This window comes from Neobacillus sp. K501 (assembly GCF_053749995.1).
This window is the reverse complement of sequence record NZ_JBSLYA010000007.1, coordinates 144,251-159,818: the sequence shown is the minus strand read 5'-3', so window position 1 is coordinate 159,818 and position 15,568 is coordinate 144,251. Positions and strand designations below refer to the sequence as shown.

12 protein-coding genes are annotated in these 15,568 nt (G+C 39.6%); 7 read left to right on the top strand and 5 right to left on the bottom strand.

The genetic code is table 11. The features are described 5' to 3' along the window. Positions 1–3: 3 nt before the first annotated feature. Both ACWM35_RS16550 and ACWM35_RS16545 read right to left on the bottom strand, forming a co-directional pair. Positions 4–411 (bottom strand): DUF1761 domain-containing protein, encoded by a 408-nt coding sequence (locus ACWM35_RS16550; protein ID WP_454819905.1) that lies wholly within the window; start codon positions 409–411, stop codon positions 4–6. A gap of 25 nt (positions 412–436) precedes the next feature. After that, positions 437–1,363, bottom strand: a complete 927-nt coding sequence (locus ACWM35_RS16545) for a glycerophosphodiester phosphodiesterase (RefSeq protein WP_454819904.1) — start codon at positions 1,361–1,363, stop codon at positions 437–439. Between the two features lie 184 nt (positions 1,364–1,547). On the opposite strand from ACWM35_RS16545, the gene ACWM35_RS16540 reads away from it, so the two are divergent. Continuing rightward, the gene (locus ACWM35_RS16540) at positions 1,548–2,735 is read left to right on the top strand and encodes an MFS transporter (RefSeq protein WP_454819903.1); all 1,188 of its coding nucleotides are present in this window, start codon (positions 1,548–1,550) and stop codon (positions 2,733–2,735) included. Between the two features lie 44 nt (positions 2,736–2,779). On the opposite strand, the gene ACWM35_RS16535 is transcribed toward ACWM35_RS16540, so the two are convergent. Next, positions 2,780–4,156 carry a GDSL-type esterase/lipase family protein gene (locus ACWM35_RS16535; protein ID WP_454819902.1) on the bottom strand — a complete coding sequence of 459 codons (1,377 nt, stop codon included), beginning with the start codon at positions 4,154–4,156 and terminating at the stop codon, positions 2,780–2,782. A 237-nt stretch (positions 4,157–4,393) separates the two neighbouring features. On the opposite strand from ACWM35_RS16535, the gene ACWM35_RS16530 reads away from it, so the two are divergent. From ACWM35_RS16530 to recQ, 4 genes are all read left to right on the top strand, one after another. Then, on the top strand, positions 4,394–5,917 hold the full coding sequence (locus tag ACWM35_RS16530; protein WP_454819901.1) for an acyl-CoA synthetase: 1,524 nt from the start codon (positions 4,394–4,396) through the stop codon (positions 5,915–5,917). A gap of 35 nt (positions 5,918–5,952) precedes the next feature. Next, positions 5,953–7,098, top strand: a complete 1,146-nt coding sequence (locus ACWM35_RS16525) for an acyl-CoA dehydrogenase family protein (RefSeq protein WP_454819900.1) — start codon at positions 5,953–5,955, stop codon at positions 7,096–7,098. Positions 7,099–7,109: 11 nt separating this feature from the next. Further along, positions 7,110–8,672, top strand: coding sequence for a fatty acid--CoA ligase (locus ACWM35_RS16520; protein ID WP_454819899.1), 1,563 nt, complete (start codon positions 7,110–7,112; stop codon positions 8,670–8,672). Positions 8,673–8,884: 212 nt separating this feature from the next. Then, a complete protein-coding gene (gene recQ / locus ACWM35_RS16515) occupies positions 8,885–11,017 on the top strand; it encodes a DNA helicase RecQ (protein ID WP_454819897.1) in 2,133 nt (710 codons plus the stop codon). Between the two features lie 91 nt (positions 11,018–11,108). Here the strand turns inward: recQ and ACWM35_RS16510 are convergent, their stop codons facing one another. Then, on the bottom strand, positions 11,109–11,900 hold the full coding sequence (locus tag ACWM35_RS16510; protein WP_454820088.1) for a formate/nitrite transporter family protein: 792 nt from the start codon (positions 11,898–11,900) through the stop codon (positions 11,109–11,111). Positions 11,901–12,101: 201 nt separating this feature from the next. Between ACWM35_RS16510 and yfkAB the strand changes: the two genes are divergently transcribed. Continuing rightward, entirely contained in the window at positions 12,102–13,217 is a 1,116-nt protein-coding gene (yfkAB, locus tag ACWM35_RS16505; protein ID WP_454819895.1) for a radical SAM/CxCxxxxC motif protein YfkAB, read from the top strand. Positions 13,218–13,323: 106 nt separating this feature from the next. Beyond that, positions 13,324–14,238 (top strand): ketopantoate reductase family protein, encoded by a 915-nt coding sequence (locus tag ACWM35_RS16500; protein WP_454819893.1) that lies wholly within the window; start codon positions 13,324–13,326, stop codon positions 14,236–14,238. A 36-nt stretch (positions 14,239–14,274) separates the two neighbouring features. Here ACWM35_RS16500 and ACWM35_RS16495 read toward each other — a convergent pair whose 3' ends face one another. Next, a complete protein-coding gene (locus tag ACWM35_RS16495; protein WP_454819892.1) occupies positions 14,275–15,489 on the bottom strand; it encodes an MFS transporter in 1,215 nt (404 codons plus the stop codon). Between the last annotated feature and the right edge of the window lie 79 nt (positions 15,490–15,568).

Below are 15,568 nucleotides of genomic sequence, written 5' to 3'. Positions count from 1 at the left end.
TTATTAAACAAACGCAGCGATAATAATGCCCATGATGGTTAATGACACAATATGATAGCCGGCACTAATAAAAAATAAAGTATAGCTGCGGCTTTCAAAGTAAGTTGGAGACAGTTCTCTAAACGAGGCAATCAGCCCGATGAGAAAACCAAATAAGGCACCATCTAAGATGGTGACGGTATTTAATAAATGAATAAAAAGTGATAGGACAATAGCGGTAAAGATACCACCGAGAGTGGTTAAGCCATAACCAACCTTTGCACCTTTCGGGTCAATATCCTCCATCTTCTTTCCAAGGGCTTTCACCCAAATATCTGAAAATAGAATCGGAGAATACCAAAGCGCTCCAATTCCCATATTAGCCATAACTGCTAATATAATCGCTATAATGCTGACATTCGTAAAATCCATCCGAAACCTCCCCTTTTAAATTTCATTATTTACCTTTATTCACGATTTCAAGCAATAAATCAGGTCGATTGGTCAATATTCCATCTGCACCAGCATCAATCAGTTTTTTCATTGTTTCGGGATCATCAATCGTCCAGTAATGGATGTCCATACCAAGCCTGTGGGCACCATCGATTAATTTTTGATCGGTTAAATCAAAGCCGCTATCCTCAGTAGGGATTTGGAAGGAATCGACTTTAGGGGAATAAAGATTTCGCAGGAAGAATTTATGGAAAACAACAAAGCTTTTTACCTCAGACCTGCCTCCAGAGGTAGCAACTTGCCCTTTTGAATAGTTTTCAAAGGTATTAAGAATCTCCTGGTCGAAGGAGCCAATAATGATTTTATCTTCCATTTTGTATTTTTTTATGAGCTCCCAAAGTTTTTCTGAAATTTCTTTTATTCGTTCCGGAGGATTGTCATCTTTAATTTCAATTTCTATTTTAATATCCGTAAAAGTCTGAAACATTTCTTCGACAGTAGGGATATAGACACCTTTACCACGGAAACTGAAATTCCCATCTAAATCCTTAAAATGGTATCCGGCATCTAGTTGTTGAATTTCTGCTAGTGTCATTTCTGCGACTTTGCCAGTACCATTTGTTGTTCGGTCAACGGTTGGATCATGGATCGTAACAAGATGGCCATCCTTTGTGATATGGATATCCGTTTCAAGCACGTCAACTCCCATTCCAGCCGCATTCGTAAATGCCGCCATTGTATTAGACGGAGCTAATTTCTCACCACCTTGATGAGCAATCACCATCGGACCATCGTTGTTAAAAAAGCTTTTCTCTTCAATTTGTTTTACAGGGAAAAAGTTTACCATTAATAAAAAAATAATAAGGACAGAAAGAAATATTTTTAATATAAGATACTTTCTTTTCTTTCTTTGGACTGTAACAGGCTGCATTAAGTTCTCCTTCCATTTAAATGTTATTTTCTAAATAAATGATAACATGTTTACTTCCCGATTACTTATTTCTTAATTTCCTTTTTCGAGCTTTTGTGGTATTATTTAGGAAATCGAAATAAAAATAAATTGGCCCAATCTTCATTAGGAAGATTTTTTTTTTGATAAAAAGGGAGTGGTATTTTTGAAGGAGCGCTTATGGACGAAATCCTTTATTATGCTCATGTTCGGAAATTTATTTGTGTTTATGTCCTTTCAAATGCTTATTCCTACGCTGCCGCCTTACATAAAATCGATTGGTGCTTCAGGTCTGGAAATCGGATTAGTTACCGCATTGTTTTCCATTGGGGCCGTACTAATACGGCCATTTATCGGATATATGCTCAGTTACAGAACGAGAAAAGCACTTGTTATATTTGGGGCGATTATTCTTTTCGCCATCACCATTCTTTACCCCATTTCGCAGTTAGTGATGATTTTCCTCTTAATTCGCATTGTTCATGGTCTTGCATGGGGATGGTCGACGACCGTGAATGGTACGGCAGCAGTTGATGTAATTCCGTTTTCCCGGCTAGGTGAAGGGATGGGTTATTTTGGACTGTCAACGACAATTGGAATGATTATCGCTCCCAGTCTGGGTATCTTCTTATATAATGTTACGTCCTTTACGAATCTGATTATCATCTCAAGTATATTAGGCTTCATCGCCATTATTCTGCTAGCACTTGTGCATTACAATACACCAGAAGCGGTTTTAAAGACAAAGAAAGAGGATGTAAAATTTACTTACCTCGGTTCGCTTGTAGAAAAATCAAGCTGGTATCCTTCATTCATTACGATTGTTATGTGTCTTGGTTACGGTTCAATCACTACCTTCATCGTAATCTTTGGAGAGGAAAGAGGACTTGATCAAATCTTTTTATTTTATATTTTTAATGCAATCCTCGCTACGGCTGCAAGACCGATGGCTGGTAAATGGTTTGATGATAAGGGTCCAATTGGGCTGGTTTTATTCTGTATTACTACTACTTTTGTAGGTATGTGGATTCTGTCCTTTGCTCATTCTAATTGGATGATTGCCGTTGCTGGCGGATTGTTTGGCTTAGGTTTTGGCTGTGCCTTGCCGACCTTACAATCCTGGACACTATCAATGACACCAGAAAACAGACGTGGTGTGGCGAATGGAATGTTCTTCTCGGCCATTGATTTAGGTATTGGTTTGAGTGGTCTTATCTTTGGTGCCCTAGCACAATTCGTTGATACGGCAAACCTCTTCCGCCTTGCCAGTCTCTTTCTGATAGCTGCATTGATCCTAACCGTTACGGGAATAAGGAGAAAAAGAGTGGCAGCCAGCGAAAGGACGATTGCATAAAGAAAGGTCAGATCCTATGTTTCAAGGGTCTGACCTTTTTTCTATTAAACTTCTTGTCTACGTCTCTTTGCGATAGCCAGTGCAGCCAAGCCAGTTAAAGCGACAGCCGCTCCAATGGCGATGTAATTATATGCTGGAGTAGCTGTGTTTGGCAGAGCATTCCCTTTAACATTCTTTACTGGTACTGTTTTGATAGGTACAACAGGTGTTGCAGGTGTTGGTGCAGGTGTTGTTGGCGTTGGTGTTGGTGTAGTTGGTGGTGTTGTAGGATCAACCGGATCAACTGGGTCAACTGGATCAACTGGATCAACTGGATCAACCGGGTCAACTGGATCAACTGGATCAACTGGATCAACTGGATCAACTGGATCAACTGGATCAACTGGATCAACTGGCTTCGGCTTGATGCTAGTAATCGTGATTGATTTTACTTTTTCCTTTACTCCGCATTTGCAGCCATTATCAGCTAAAATATAAACGGTATATGTTCCGTTTTTAGTGACTTCAAATTGATTGTTAACGATTGGAGTTCCAGCATCGTTGGCGAAATCTGCAACTGATTTATCTCCTTCAAGCCACTTCATTGCTTGAACGTCCTTAGCATTGGTAGCAACTGTAATTGTTACAGGTCCAGTTTCTTCTTTTTGTGAAGCTGTTAAATTAATAGCAAAACTATTAATCTCTGGAAGAATAGCTGTTGCTAAACCTGCAAGAACTTGCTGACCTTTCGCATTTGGATGAATGAAGTCGTTTGAAATATATTCGGCTTGGTGGCCGTTGAATGCTGCATAGGCATCAGCTAAATAGATTCCGACATTTGGCAAGCTATCAATAAATCGAATAGCCTCATTAGCAGCAGGTATGAATGATTCGCCAGCTAAATGTAGGCTGTTTTTAATCGGATCTGCACTAGGTCCAAATGGATTGTAAAGAGTGTATAAAATAATTGGTGCCTCTGGATTCAGCTTTACTATTTCCCCGACAATCCGTGTTACATTTTCTGAAAGTGAAGCGATTGCAACCTTTACTTTTTCTTGGTCCACATTTATTGGTGCTTGACCAGTAAGGACTTCTTTTGAAACCCCTGCAGCTTGTAATAAATCATTACCACCGATATTAAGTGTGACAACATTAGCATCTTTAACAGCGGAAATAAATTCACTGTTAGACTTTACAGCCGTTAATAGTTGGCTTGAAGTCCAACCAGGTTGACCTAAATTGGTAACCTCAAATTCTCCCTTTTTAATCAAATAAGGGAAAGCTTCTTGAGTTCTGTTTGCAAGATTCGATCCATATGTAATAGAATCCCCAAGTGCAACTAGATTAGGTTTTACATTCGCTATAGCGAACGTGTTTGGCGAAAAAAAAGCACCCAGCATTAGCAGTAGTGTTAATAAAATTGATAGCTTTTTAAACTTCATTTCTAATCCTCCAAACTTTGATATATTCCTTGTCAAAAACTATTATAATCATGCAATTTTTGAATATTCAATCAATAAAAATCTACATTTATTGCAATAGAATCGTGATAAATGTAGTATGCTGTAGATTATTGGCAAAATTAGGAATAAATTGACTTCTGTTAAAATGTTCTAAAAATTTAGTATTTTTGTTATAATAGTTTGGAGTGATTTTAATACTAAAGGAGGAATGATGGTATGAATATTGGCAGCCTCTTATCACAAAATGCCCGTAAGTTTCCTGATATACTTGCAATTGAATGTGAGGGCAGGTGTTATACTTACCGACAATTTAATGAGCAAGTAAATCGGCTGGCGCATGGACTCCTGCAGCAAGGGTTTCAAAAGGGAGACAAAATTGCATTAATGATGAAGAATTCGGATCACTTTGTTTTCAGTTTTTTTGCAACTGCTAAAATTGGCGCTGTTGCTGTCCCAGTAAACTTTCGCTTGACCTCCATAGAAGTCCAATACATATTACAGCAATCAGAGGCAAAACTTGTGATTTGTGATTTAGAATTTGAAGAGACGATTGCCTCCGCAAGAGAGGAGACAGAGGTTCGTACAGTTATCACAATCGGCGAGCCAAAAACGATTGGCTATCTTTCCTATGAAAATGTGTTAATGGAAAATGGATCCGAGCCTGAAATCGAGGTTTCAGTATCCGATGATTTGGAAATTCTATACACTTCGGGTACGACAGGAAGGCCTAAAGGAGCATTATTTGATCATGATCGCATTTTTAAGGTAGGTATTGCTTGTACGATTAACATGGGTCTGCGTCCACATGAACGCATCCTACATGTTGCACCACTTTTTCACTCTGCTCAATTAAATCTTTTCCTTATTTCAGGTGTTGCCCTCGGCGCAACCCATATTATCCATCGTGATTTTCACCCTGTCAAAACACTTCAAGCAATTCAGGAACATAAAATTACCCACTTCTTTGGTGTACCAGCTATGTTTAATTTCATTCAGCAAGTCCCAAATGCTTCTGATTATGATCTATCCTCTATCCGTCGTTGTGGATACGGTGCCGCACCAATGGCACCAGAACTAGTAAAAAGAAGTATTCAGCTGTTTAAAACAGATCAGTTCTATAATCTTTGTGGTTTAACGGAAGGTGGACCTGGTGGCATACTCCTTGATCCAGAAGGACATAAGCAGCATCTTGGCAAAGGAGGAAAGCCAATCTTTTTTACTGAAGCACGAGTGGTGGATGACAAAGGCAGTGATGTTAAGCCAGGAGTAGTTGGCGAATTTATTATTAAAAGTCCAATGGTTATGAAAGAGTACTATAAGAAACCAGAGGAAACGAAAAGTACCATTAAAGATGGATGGCTTTATACAGGGGATTTAGCAACGATTGATGAAGAAGGTTATATCACTCTAGTAGATCGTAAAAAGGACATGATTATTACTGGAGGAGAAAATGTTTATTCTGTCGAGGTTGAGGGGGTGCTTTTTGAACATCCAGCCGTTCTCGATGCCGCCATTATTGGCTTGCCAGATGAAACATGGGGTGAGGCAGTGTGTGCTGTTATTGTTCCAAAAGAAGGCGTGGAACTTGATGAAGATGAAATACGGAGCTTCTGTCGTCAAAAACTTGCAGGATATAAGGTTCCAAGAAGATTTTTTATCGAGCAGCAACTCCCAAGAAATGCTTCTGGGAAAATACTAAAATATCAACTGCGGCAAAAATTGAACCAAGTTAACGTATAAAAGTAAGCGTTTGCAACTAGTAAAGGAGCGTTATGATGAAACATCCATATTTAAATGAAGAACATGAAATTTTTCGAAAGTCCTTAAAGAAATTTTTAGAAAAAGAAGCTTATCCCTTTTATGAAAAGTGGGAAGAGGAGCGGCTTATTCCTCGGTCTTTGTGGTTGAAAATGGGGGAACAGGGATTTTTATGTCCCGATTTAGAAGAAAAGTATGGTGGAAGCGGCGTCGATTGGGGTTATTCTGTTGTTATTAATGAGGAACTTGAAAGAGTGGGTTCTGGATTAGTGGGCATTGGGCTGCATAGTGATATTGTTGTCCCTTATATCAACACGTTTGGTACGGAGGAGCAAAAACAGCGCTGGCTTCCAAAGTGTGCAACAGGGGAATTAATCTCCGCGATTGCAATGACCGAACCAGGAACAGGGTCGGATTTGGCAAATATCAAAACTACCGCCATTCTTGACGGTGACCATTATATTTTGAATGGGCAAAAGACGTTTATTACCAATGGAATCCAGTCTGATCTAATTCTGGTAGCTTGTAAAACAGATCCAAAGGCTGAGCCGAAGCATAAGGGGGTTAGCTTGCTAATTGTAGAACGGGATACGCCAGGATTTTCACGAGGCAGAAAATTAAATAAAGTGGGTCTCCATTGCCAAGATACTGCCGAATTAATTTTTGAAGATTGCCGGGTTCCAAAAGAAAATCTAATTGGAGAGGAAGGAAGAGGCTTTCTTTACATGATGGATAAACTTCAACAAGAACGACTTGTTGTTGCCATTGCAGCTCAAACGGCAGCAGAGGTTATGGTTGATTTGACCATCGATTATGTGAAAAGCCGTGAAGCTTTTGGGAAATCGATTAGCCAATTCCAAAACACTCAATTTAAAATCGCTGAAATGAAAACAGATGTAGAAATGGGGAGAGCATTTTTAGATCAGTTAATCACAGAGCATATGGATGGGCAGAATGTTGTGACCAAGGTCTCGATGGCAAAGTGGAAGCTGACAGATACGGCAAAGAAGATTGCAACGGAATGTATGCAGCTCCATGGCGGCTATGGATACATGGAAGAATACGAGATTGCGAGAAGATTTCGTGATGTTCAAGTCTCAAGTATTTACGCAGGAACCAATGAAATTATGAAAACCATTATTGCTAAAAATTTAGGTCTATAGGGGGAATAATCATGACGACAACCATTGGGAAGGTATTTGATTTAACAGTGAAAAAGTTTCTGAATAAAGAAGCCATTTATGATGTACGGAAAAATGTCCGCTACACGTATAAAGAGTGGAGTGAGCAGGTAAATCGTCTCGCAAATGCACTTTTACAACAAGGAGTAAAAAAAGGTGACCGTGTGTCAACGTTTATGTTTAATACGGAAGAATTGGGAACTGCATTTTTTGCTTGTGCGAAAATCGGTGCAATCTTCAATCCGATTAATTTCCGCTTGATGCCTGAAGAGGTAGCTTTTATCTTATCGGATGCTACTCCAAAGGTTGTTATTTTTGAAAAAGCATTAGAGCCAGTCATTGCTGCAATTGAGAAACGTTTTGATGAGATTTCGTTCTGGTTTATTGATGAAGAAACACCAGCTTATGCTGCGAGTTATAAGGAGAAATTGTCAGCGTCTTCGGTTGAGGAGGTTCAAGCTGATGTGAATGAAGATGATATTTATGCGTTTATCTATACAAGTGGTACAACGGGAAGACCAAAAGGGGTTATGCACAGCCATCGGAATATGGTCGACCAGAGTGTTTTCTGTATCGCTTCGCAAAAGCTCGAAGCGAATGATGTCGGACTTGTAACCGCACCAATGTTCCATTGTGCTGAACTGCACTGTGCCTTTTTACCAAGGGTGAATGTTGGTGCGAGTAATGTTATTTTGCACCAATTTAACCCAAAAGTGATTCTGCAATTAATTGAGGATGAAAAGATTACAAAGTTCTTTGCCGCGCCAACGATGTGGAATATGCTTTTGCAAGAGGACTTGAGTCAATATAACACCGAAAGCTTGAAGCTTGGTCTATATGGGGCAGCCCCAATGGCACCGTCATTAGTTCACGCTTTGCATGACCGTTTTGGGATTGGTTTAATTCAAGCCTATGGAATGACTGAAATGGGACCAGCGATTACATTCTTGCCTGAGACCGAGCAATTAAGAAAAGCAGGATCTGCAGGTCAAGCAGCACTAAATCACGAAATCCGCGTTGTCCGTACACGGGAAGATGGACCATCTGAACCAGATGACATCATGCCAGTAGGTGAAACGGGAGAGATTATTGTTAGAGGACCATCGATGATGAAAGGTTATTTTAATCGTGAAGAGGCTACGGAAAAATCATTGTATAAAGGCTGGTACCATTCAGGTGATATCGGTTATTTGGATGATGAGGGATTCCTCTTTGTCAATGATCGAGTGGATGACATGATTATCAGCGGCGGAGAAAACATTTATCCTCGTGAAGTGGAAGATGTGCTGCATGCACATGAGGGAGTCTTGGATGTTGCGGTTGTTGGACAGCCAGATGATCGCTGGGGTGAAACCGTAACAGCCTTCATCGTGAAGAAGGATCCAAGCTTGACGGAGGAAGCTCTTGATGAGTATTGCTTAAACAGCAATAGTTTAGCAAGATACAAGCGTCCACGAAAATATATATTCTGTGAAGTACTACCACGAAATGCAAGTGGAAAAATCCTGAAATTTGTTTTGCGTAAACAGCTGGAAGAGCTATTTACTCAAGGTTAATAGGTGAAAACGGCTGCCGTACATGTAACGGCAGTCTTTTTATGCCTTCACTAGGGGCAAGGTAGGACTTGGTTGCGGATGGCGGAAAATACTTGCGGATAAAGAGAAGAATACCATCCATAGGATAAAGAAATTTCACAAGATATAGAAACCAATCTGAGCAATCTACTGTATAATGGAGTTGTTTGAAACAAATGAAAGGAGTGACTAGTTTGTTTGAAAAAGCCCAACAATTTCTACAGTCCTATTTTGGATATTCTTCCTTCCGCAGAGGGCAGGAGCAGGCAATCCGATCCGTACTATCGGGAAGTAACACCATCTGCGTCATGCCGACGGGTGGAGGCAAATCTATTTGCTATCAAATCCCCGCACTTGTCCTTCCAGGTACAACCATCGTAATTTCACCGTTAATTTCATTAATGAAGGATCAGGTTGATGCCCTCATACAGGTGGGAATTTCAGCAACCTTTATCAACAGCTCCATAAACTTTAAAGAAGCAAACGAACGTATCTCGGAAGCAAAGCAAGGAAAGTACAAGCTGTTATACATAGCTCCGGAGCGATTGGAATCACGTGAATTTATTGAAGACCTAAGACAAATGGAAATTCAGTTAGTTGCCGTCGATGAAGCTCATTGTATTTCGCAGTGGGGGCATGATTTCCGCCCAAGCTATCGTCACATTCACCAAATGATCGGCAGTCTTCCACAAGAACCAATTGTCCTTGCTTTAACCGCAACCGCAACGCCAAAAGTACGAGAGGATATCTGTAATCAATTAATCATCGATGAAGAAAATTCAATTATTACTGGCTTCGAGCGAGAAAATCTATCCTTTTCCGTTATCAAAGGACAGGACAGGCTTCATTACTTACTAGATTACTTAAAAAAGAATGAAAAAGAAGCAGGTATCATTTATGCGGCAACACGAAAAAATGTTGACCAGCTTTACGAAAAACTGAAAAAGGAGAAAATCAATGTTGCCCGTTACCATGCCGGAATGGCTGACACAGAACGAATCCGGGAACAGGACCGATTTTTAAAGGATCAGGCTTCCGTGATGGTTGCTACTTCTGCATTCGGGATGGGGATCGATAAGAGCAACATCCGATACGTTCTCCATTTTCAACTTCCGAAAAATATGGAGAGCTATTACCAGGAGGCAGGTCGTGCGGGGCGTGATGGACTCGAAAGTGAGTGTATTCTTCTCCATGCCTCACAGGATGTGCAAATTCAACGTTTTCTCATTGACCAATCAAGCGAACGTAGCAGAATGACACAAGAACTAGAAAAGCTGCAGCAGATAGTCGATTATTGTCATACGGAAAACTGTCTTCAGGAGTTTATCTTAAAATACTTTGGGGAATCAGAAACCGAGCCGTGCGGAAGGTGTGGAAATTGTCTTGATTCAAGAACGAGCATCGATGTGACAAAAGAAGCGCAAATGGTCATGTCCTGCATGATTCGGATGGGACAGCGTTTTGGTAAAACACTTATTTCTCAAGTATTAACAGGTTCAAAAAATAAAAAGGTTACTGAGTTGGGATTCGACAAGCTTACTACCTATGGAATTTTGAAAAACCAAGGGGCAAAAGAAGTCGGGGATTTTATTGAATTTTTGATTTCCCAAGAATTAATTGCAATCGAACAAGGACAATTTCCCACACTCTATGTTTCACCTAAAGGGAAAGAAGTCCTTCTTGGAAAAATACCGGTGCACCGTCGCGAAACCGTAAAGGTGAAAGAAATCAAAAACGATGACCCATTGTTCGAAGAATTAAGAGAGTTAAGGAGGAAAATTGCAGGAGAAGAAAATGTGCCACCGTTTGTCATTTTTTCTGATGCTGCCTTGAAAGACATGTGTGCCAAGCTGCCGAAAACAAGCGAAGAATTTCTCCAAGTAAGTGGTGTCGGAGAACATAAGCTTCAGAAATATGGTCTTGATTTCATTCAAATCATCCGCAGCTTTTCCGAAGTACATCCTGAACGAGAGCCTGAAAAAGGGACTACTGCAGTGGTGAAAAAATCCCCCAAAAAGGCTGTGACGGATTCTCATTTGGAGACATTTCATTTATATGAGCAACACTTATCAATTGATGAAATTGCTGATAAAAGGGATTTAGCACATAGTACGGTTGAAAACCATTTAATTCAATGTGCCCAACAGGGAATGGGAGTAGATTTTACTAGATTAATTCCTGCTGAATATATTCCACTATTGGAAAAAGCAGTGGAAGAGGCTGGTCGAAATAGCTTAAAGCCAATTAAAGAGCTACTTCCAGAAGCAGTAAGCTATTTCATGATCAAAGGGTATCTATATTTCTTAAGCAAAAAGGTTCAAAGTTAAATCTTTAGAATTGTCGACTAACGAGTTATTTTGTTGATATTTCCCGGGAATTTGTCGATGACAATCAAAAAAACAGCCGTTACGGCTGTTTTTATTCTTTTATTTCCTCATCTAAAAATGGCTTGTTAACAAAGTAGTACATCCATGCCATCAGTAAACCCCCACCAATTAAATTACCAATTGTCACAGGAATGAGGTTATGAATCACGCCGCCCCAAGAAATGGTTCCAGGATGGTTGAGAACTAAGGCGATCGCAAAGGTACACATATTTGCAATACTATGCTCATACCCGGAAATAAAAAAGCAGAACACAAACAGCATCATAGAGAACATTTTTGGCCCATCGCCCTTAAGATTCATCGGGATAAAGAAGGCTAAGCAGACAAGCCAGTTACAAAGGATCGCCCGGAAGAATAACTCCATTGTCGGTACATGCATTTTCTTTTCTACTACGTTTAGTAAAAAGCCATTGACTGTTGATTCTGCGAACAGACCGGTGGTATAAATTAGAAAGGCAAAGGCAGCTGCACCTAAAATATTTCCGATGTAGCTGCTAATCCATAACTTAGTTACTTCAAGCCAGGCCATTCTCCTACGAAGTGCGGCATATGTGTAATAGAACGTGTTTCCAGTAAATAGATCACCACCGCCATAGGCAATTAATATAATGGCTGCCCCAAAGGTAAGAGCAGCCATTGGGTATGCAAATGGAGAATGCTCGGTGTAAAAATAGTTTCCGGTTTTAAATGCCACAATAACACCAAAGCCAATAAACATACTGGCCAACATGGATCTTAAAATATATCGTAATAAACTCTGTCTAAAGATTTTTACCTTTTTTAATGCTAATTTTTCTACTTCGCTAAGAGGCTGCATTTCCATCTTTGGTTCCACCATTCATAAGTTTCCTGTAGTATTCTCCTAGTTTCATTCGAAAATCAATAAATTATGTATGCAATTAGAATAATAGGATGGATGTCATCATAAGTTTTTCTTACAAACCAATAGGAATAAATGGCGGAGTATGAATTATTAAGCTATAATAGAATGGTTTTTCTAATACTTGATATTAAGGAGTTCAGTATGTCCTCATTAAGGAAAATAACCCCTGACTATGACCCGTGGGAAGCCTATTTAGATATCGAACAATACGGTAAACCCCAGCTTACCAATATTGAATTTACAACGACAACACTTTGCAATATGCGATGCGAGCATTGTGCTGTTGGATATACGCTGCAAACTAAGGATCCTAAGGCGTTGCCACTAGAGATACTTTTAACCAGATTAGAGGAAATTCCTACACTTCGATCGCTCAGCATTACCGGTGGAGAGCCTATGCTTTCACTATCTTCCGTCAAGAACTATGTGGTGCCGATTTTAAAATATGCCCATGAGCGAGGAGTTCGAACTCAAATTAATTCTAATTTAACGATCGACCTTTCTCGGTATGAATTAATCATTCCTTATTTAGATGTTTTACATATTTCGCATAACTGGGGAACGATAGATGATTTCGTCGAGGGCGGTTTTGCGCGGATGGAGCATAAGCCTGACTATGCGCAGCGTGAAAAATATTTTAAGAGAATGATAGAGAATAGCCGTCAATTGGTGAAGTCTGGAGTAATGGTATCAGCTGAAACCATGCTAAACAAACGGACCTTGCCCCATTTGGAAAAAATTCACCGGCAAATTGTCGATGAAATGCTCTGTCAACGACACGAAGTACATCCGATGTACCCGAGTGATTGGGCAAGCAGCCTTGAATCATTGACACTGGAAGAATTAAGAGGTGCGATTCACCACTTACTAGAAGTTCGTGATGAAAATGTTTGGATGCTATTTGGTACACTGCCATTTTATGCATGCAGTAATAAGGAAGAGGATTTACAGCTTTTAAAAAAGCTTTATCAAAGTAAAAAAGTTACGGTTAGAAATGACCCAGATGGCCGTTCACGTTTAAATGTGAACATCTTTAATGGCGATATCATTGTTACCGATTTTGGAGATACACCGCCACTTGGAAACATCCAAACGACAAAGTTACTGGATGCCTATCAGACATGGCAGTCATCCAAAATCGCCAAGGAACTAAGCTGTCATTGTCCAGCCGTTTCCTGCCTTGGTCCCAATATTTTAGTAAAAAATAGCTATTATCAAGATATTGACTTTACCAAACTAAAATCGAATATAGGATAAAGTGTAAAAAGGGAGGAAGAATCACATTTCCTTCCTTTTTGTTTTACTCCTGTTGGGAATTCCCTATAATTAGAATTATCAAATTAGTTTAAATGAGAGGTAGATTATGAGAATTTTAGTTGTTGGTGCTGGTGCAGTGGGTGGTTATTTTGGTGGACGTTTATTAGAAAAGGGAGTGGATATTACTTTTTTAGTAAGAGAGAATCGAAGAAAGCAATTAGCTGAAACCGGGCTTGTCATCGAGAGCGTTAATGGAAACGCGAGGCTTACTCCTAAGATGATTATGGAAGGTGAGGAGGCAGGCCCGTTTGATCTCGTCTTACTTTCAACAAAAGCCTACCACTTGGAAGGGGCAATCGAAAGTTTACGTTCGTATATTGGCAAAGAAACAGTCATATTACCATTGTTAAATGGCATTTTACATTTTAATAAGTTGGAAGAAGAATTTGGTGAAGATAGGGTCATTGGTGGTCTTTGCTTTATTGAAACAACGCTAGACGAAGCAGGAAGAGTGATCCAAACAAGCAAAAGGCATGATTTGGTATTTGGTGAGAGAAATGGTGAAAAAACGGAACGTATCTTAAGAGTCGAAGAGGTCTTTAGTGGTACAAATTCAGGCTCCCGATTAAGCCATAATATTAATCAGGAGCTATGGCATAAGTACCTTTTTATCGCCGCCATGTCTGGGATTACAACGTTAATGCGTGCACCGATTGGTCCGATTCGTGAACAGGTTTATGGACGATCCGTTATTAAAGAGCTATTAAACGAACTTATCTCGATAATGAAACGATTAAATGCCCCGCTTGCAGATGATATTGAAAGCATTCAAATGAATCAAATTGAGGGGTTAGACTATACGTTTAAATCCTCAATGCAAAGAGATATGGAAAAATTGCTGTCTGTCGAAGCCGATCATTTACACGGATATTTATTAGGAATCGCAGAAAGGGAAAGAATTTCTGTACCTACTTTAGCTGCCATTTATACAAATTTAAAAGCTTATGAGCAACAGTTATAATCAAAATCAAAAGACCCAGGCAGGGTCTTTTTGATTTTAGACTGTATGCTTAACCAGTTTTGGATGACGCTGCATCGCGATAAAGAGGATGATACCACTTAATATTAGTAAAGCAGATGTACTGAAAAAAACAGCGGAAAATCCGAAGTAGCCGGAAATGAATCCTCCTAACATCGGTCCGATAATATTACCAAGGAAGCGTAGGCTCGTATTGTAGCCTAAAACTTCACCTTGCATCGCAATGGGTGCCTCTTGACGAATATAAGCAATTCGGACAGGGATAATCCCGCCAATGGCGATTCCCAGAACAAAACGAATAATAACTAGCTGCCATAAGTTGGTGACACCTGCCCCAGGTAAGTAAACTAGACCCGAAATGAATAGCAAAATAACAAGAATTTTAATATAACCGTGCCGATCGGCAATCTTACCCCAATTTCGCGACATCATCAAATTTCCCAAACCAGCTGCTGAAAAGGCAATTCCTGAATAAAAGGCGATATTCACTTCTCCATGTATTTTGCTGACAAATAAAGAGAGAATTGGCTGAATACTAAAGTGGGCAATTTGAACAAGAGTTGAAATCAATAAGACCGTTAATAAAACTGGATTCTTGATAATATGTACTAGAACCTCTTTACTTGAATAGTGTAATTTTGTTCCTTTACTAACTTCGATGACATACTCCTTTGTGGCAATAACCAACAGTCCAGAAATAAATATTGCGATTGACGTCCACTTAAAAGTCAGTGAATAACCGAGTGAATCCGCTAAGATTCCTCCAAACATCGGTCCTAACAGCGAACCGGTAATGCTCCCGGTTTGTAATGTTCCGAGGACACGTCCTGCAATTTCCTTTGGTGTCTGCGTTGAAATAAATGCCTGTGACATAGGAATAAAACCTGTGAAAAATCCCATGAAAAAACGAAGTAAAAAAAGCTGCCAGACAGAATGAACATATCCCATAAGAAATATGGATAGCCCCATCCCAAATCCTGAAATGATTAAAATTTTTTTTCGTCCGATGCGGTCACCAATTCTTCCCCAAATGGGTGAAAAGAGGAATGCGGAGACAAAGGTAACACCAAAGGTGATTCCTGACCAGTGCTGGACATATTTTTCTGAAAATTCACCCAATGTCTCTATGTACAACGAAATAAACGGCAAAACCATTGTCATACTTCCAGCAATAAAGAAGTTTGAAAACCACATGATTACGATATTCCTTTTAGCCAACTCTGAACTAGTCATGGAAGGTCCACTTCTTTCTGTCAAATATTTCGTTTCCCTAAATATTATCATAACGAAGTTTTATGAAAATTTGAACTAA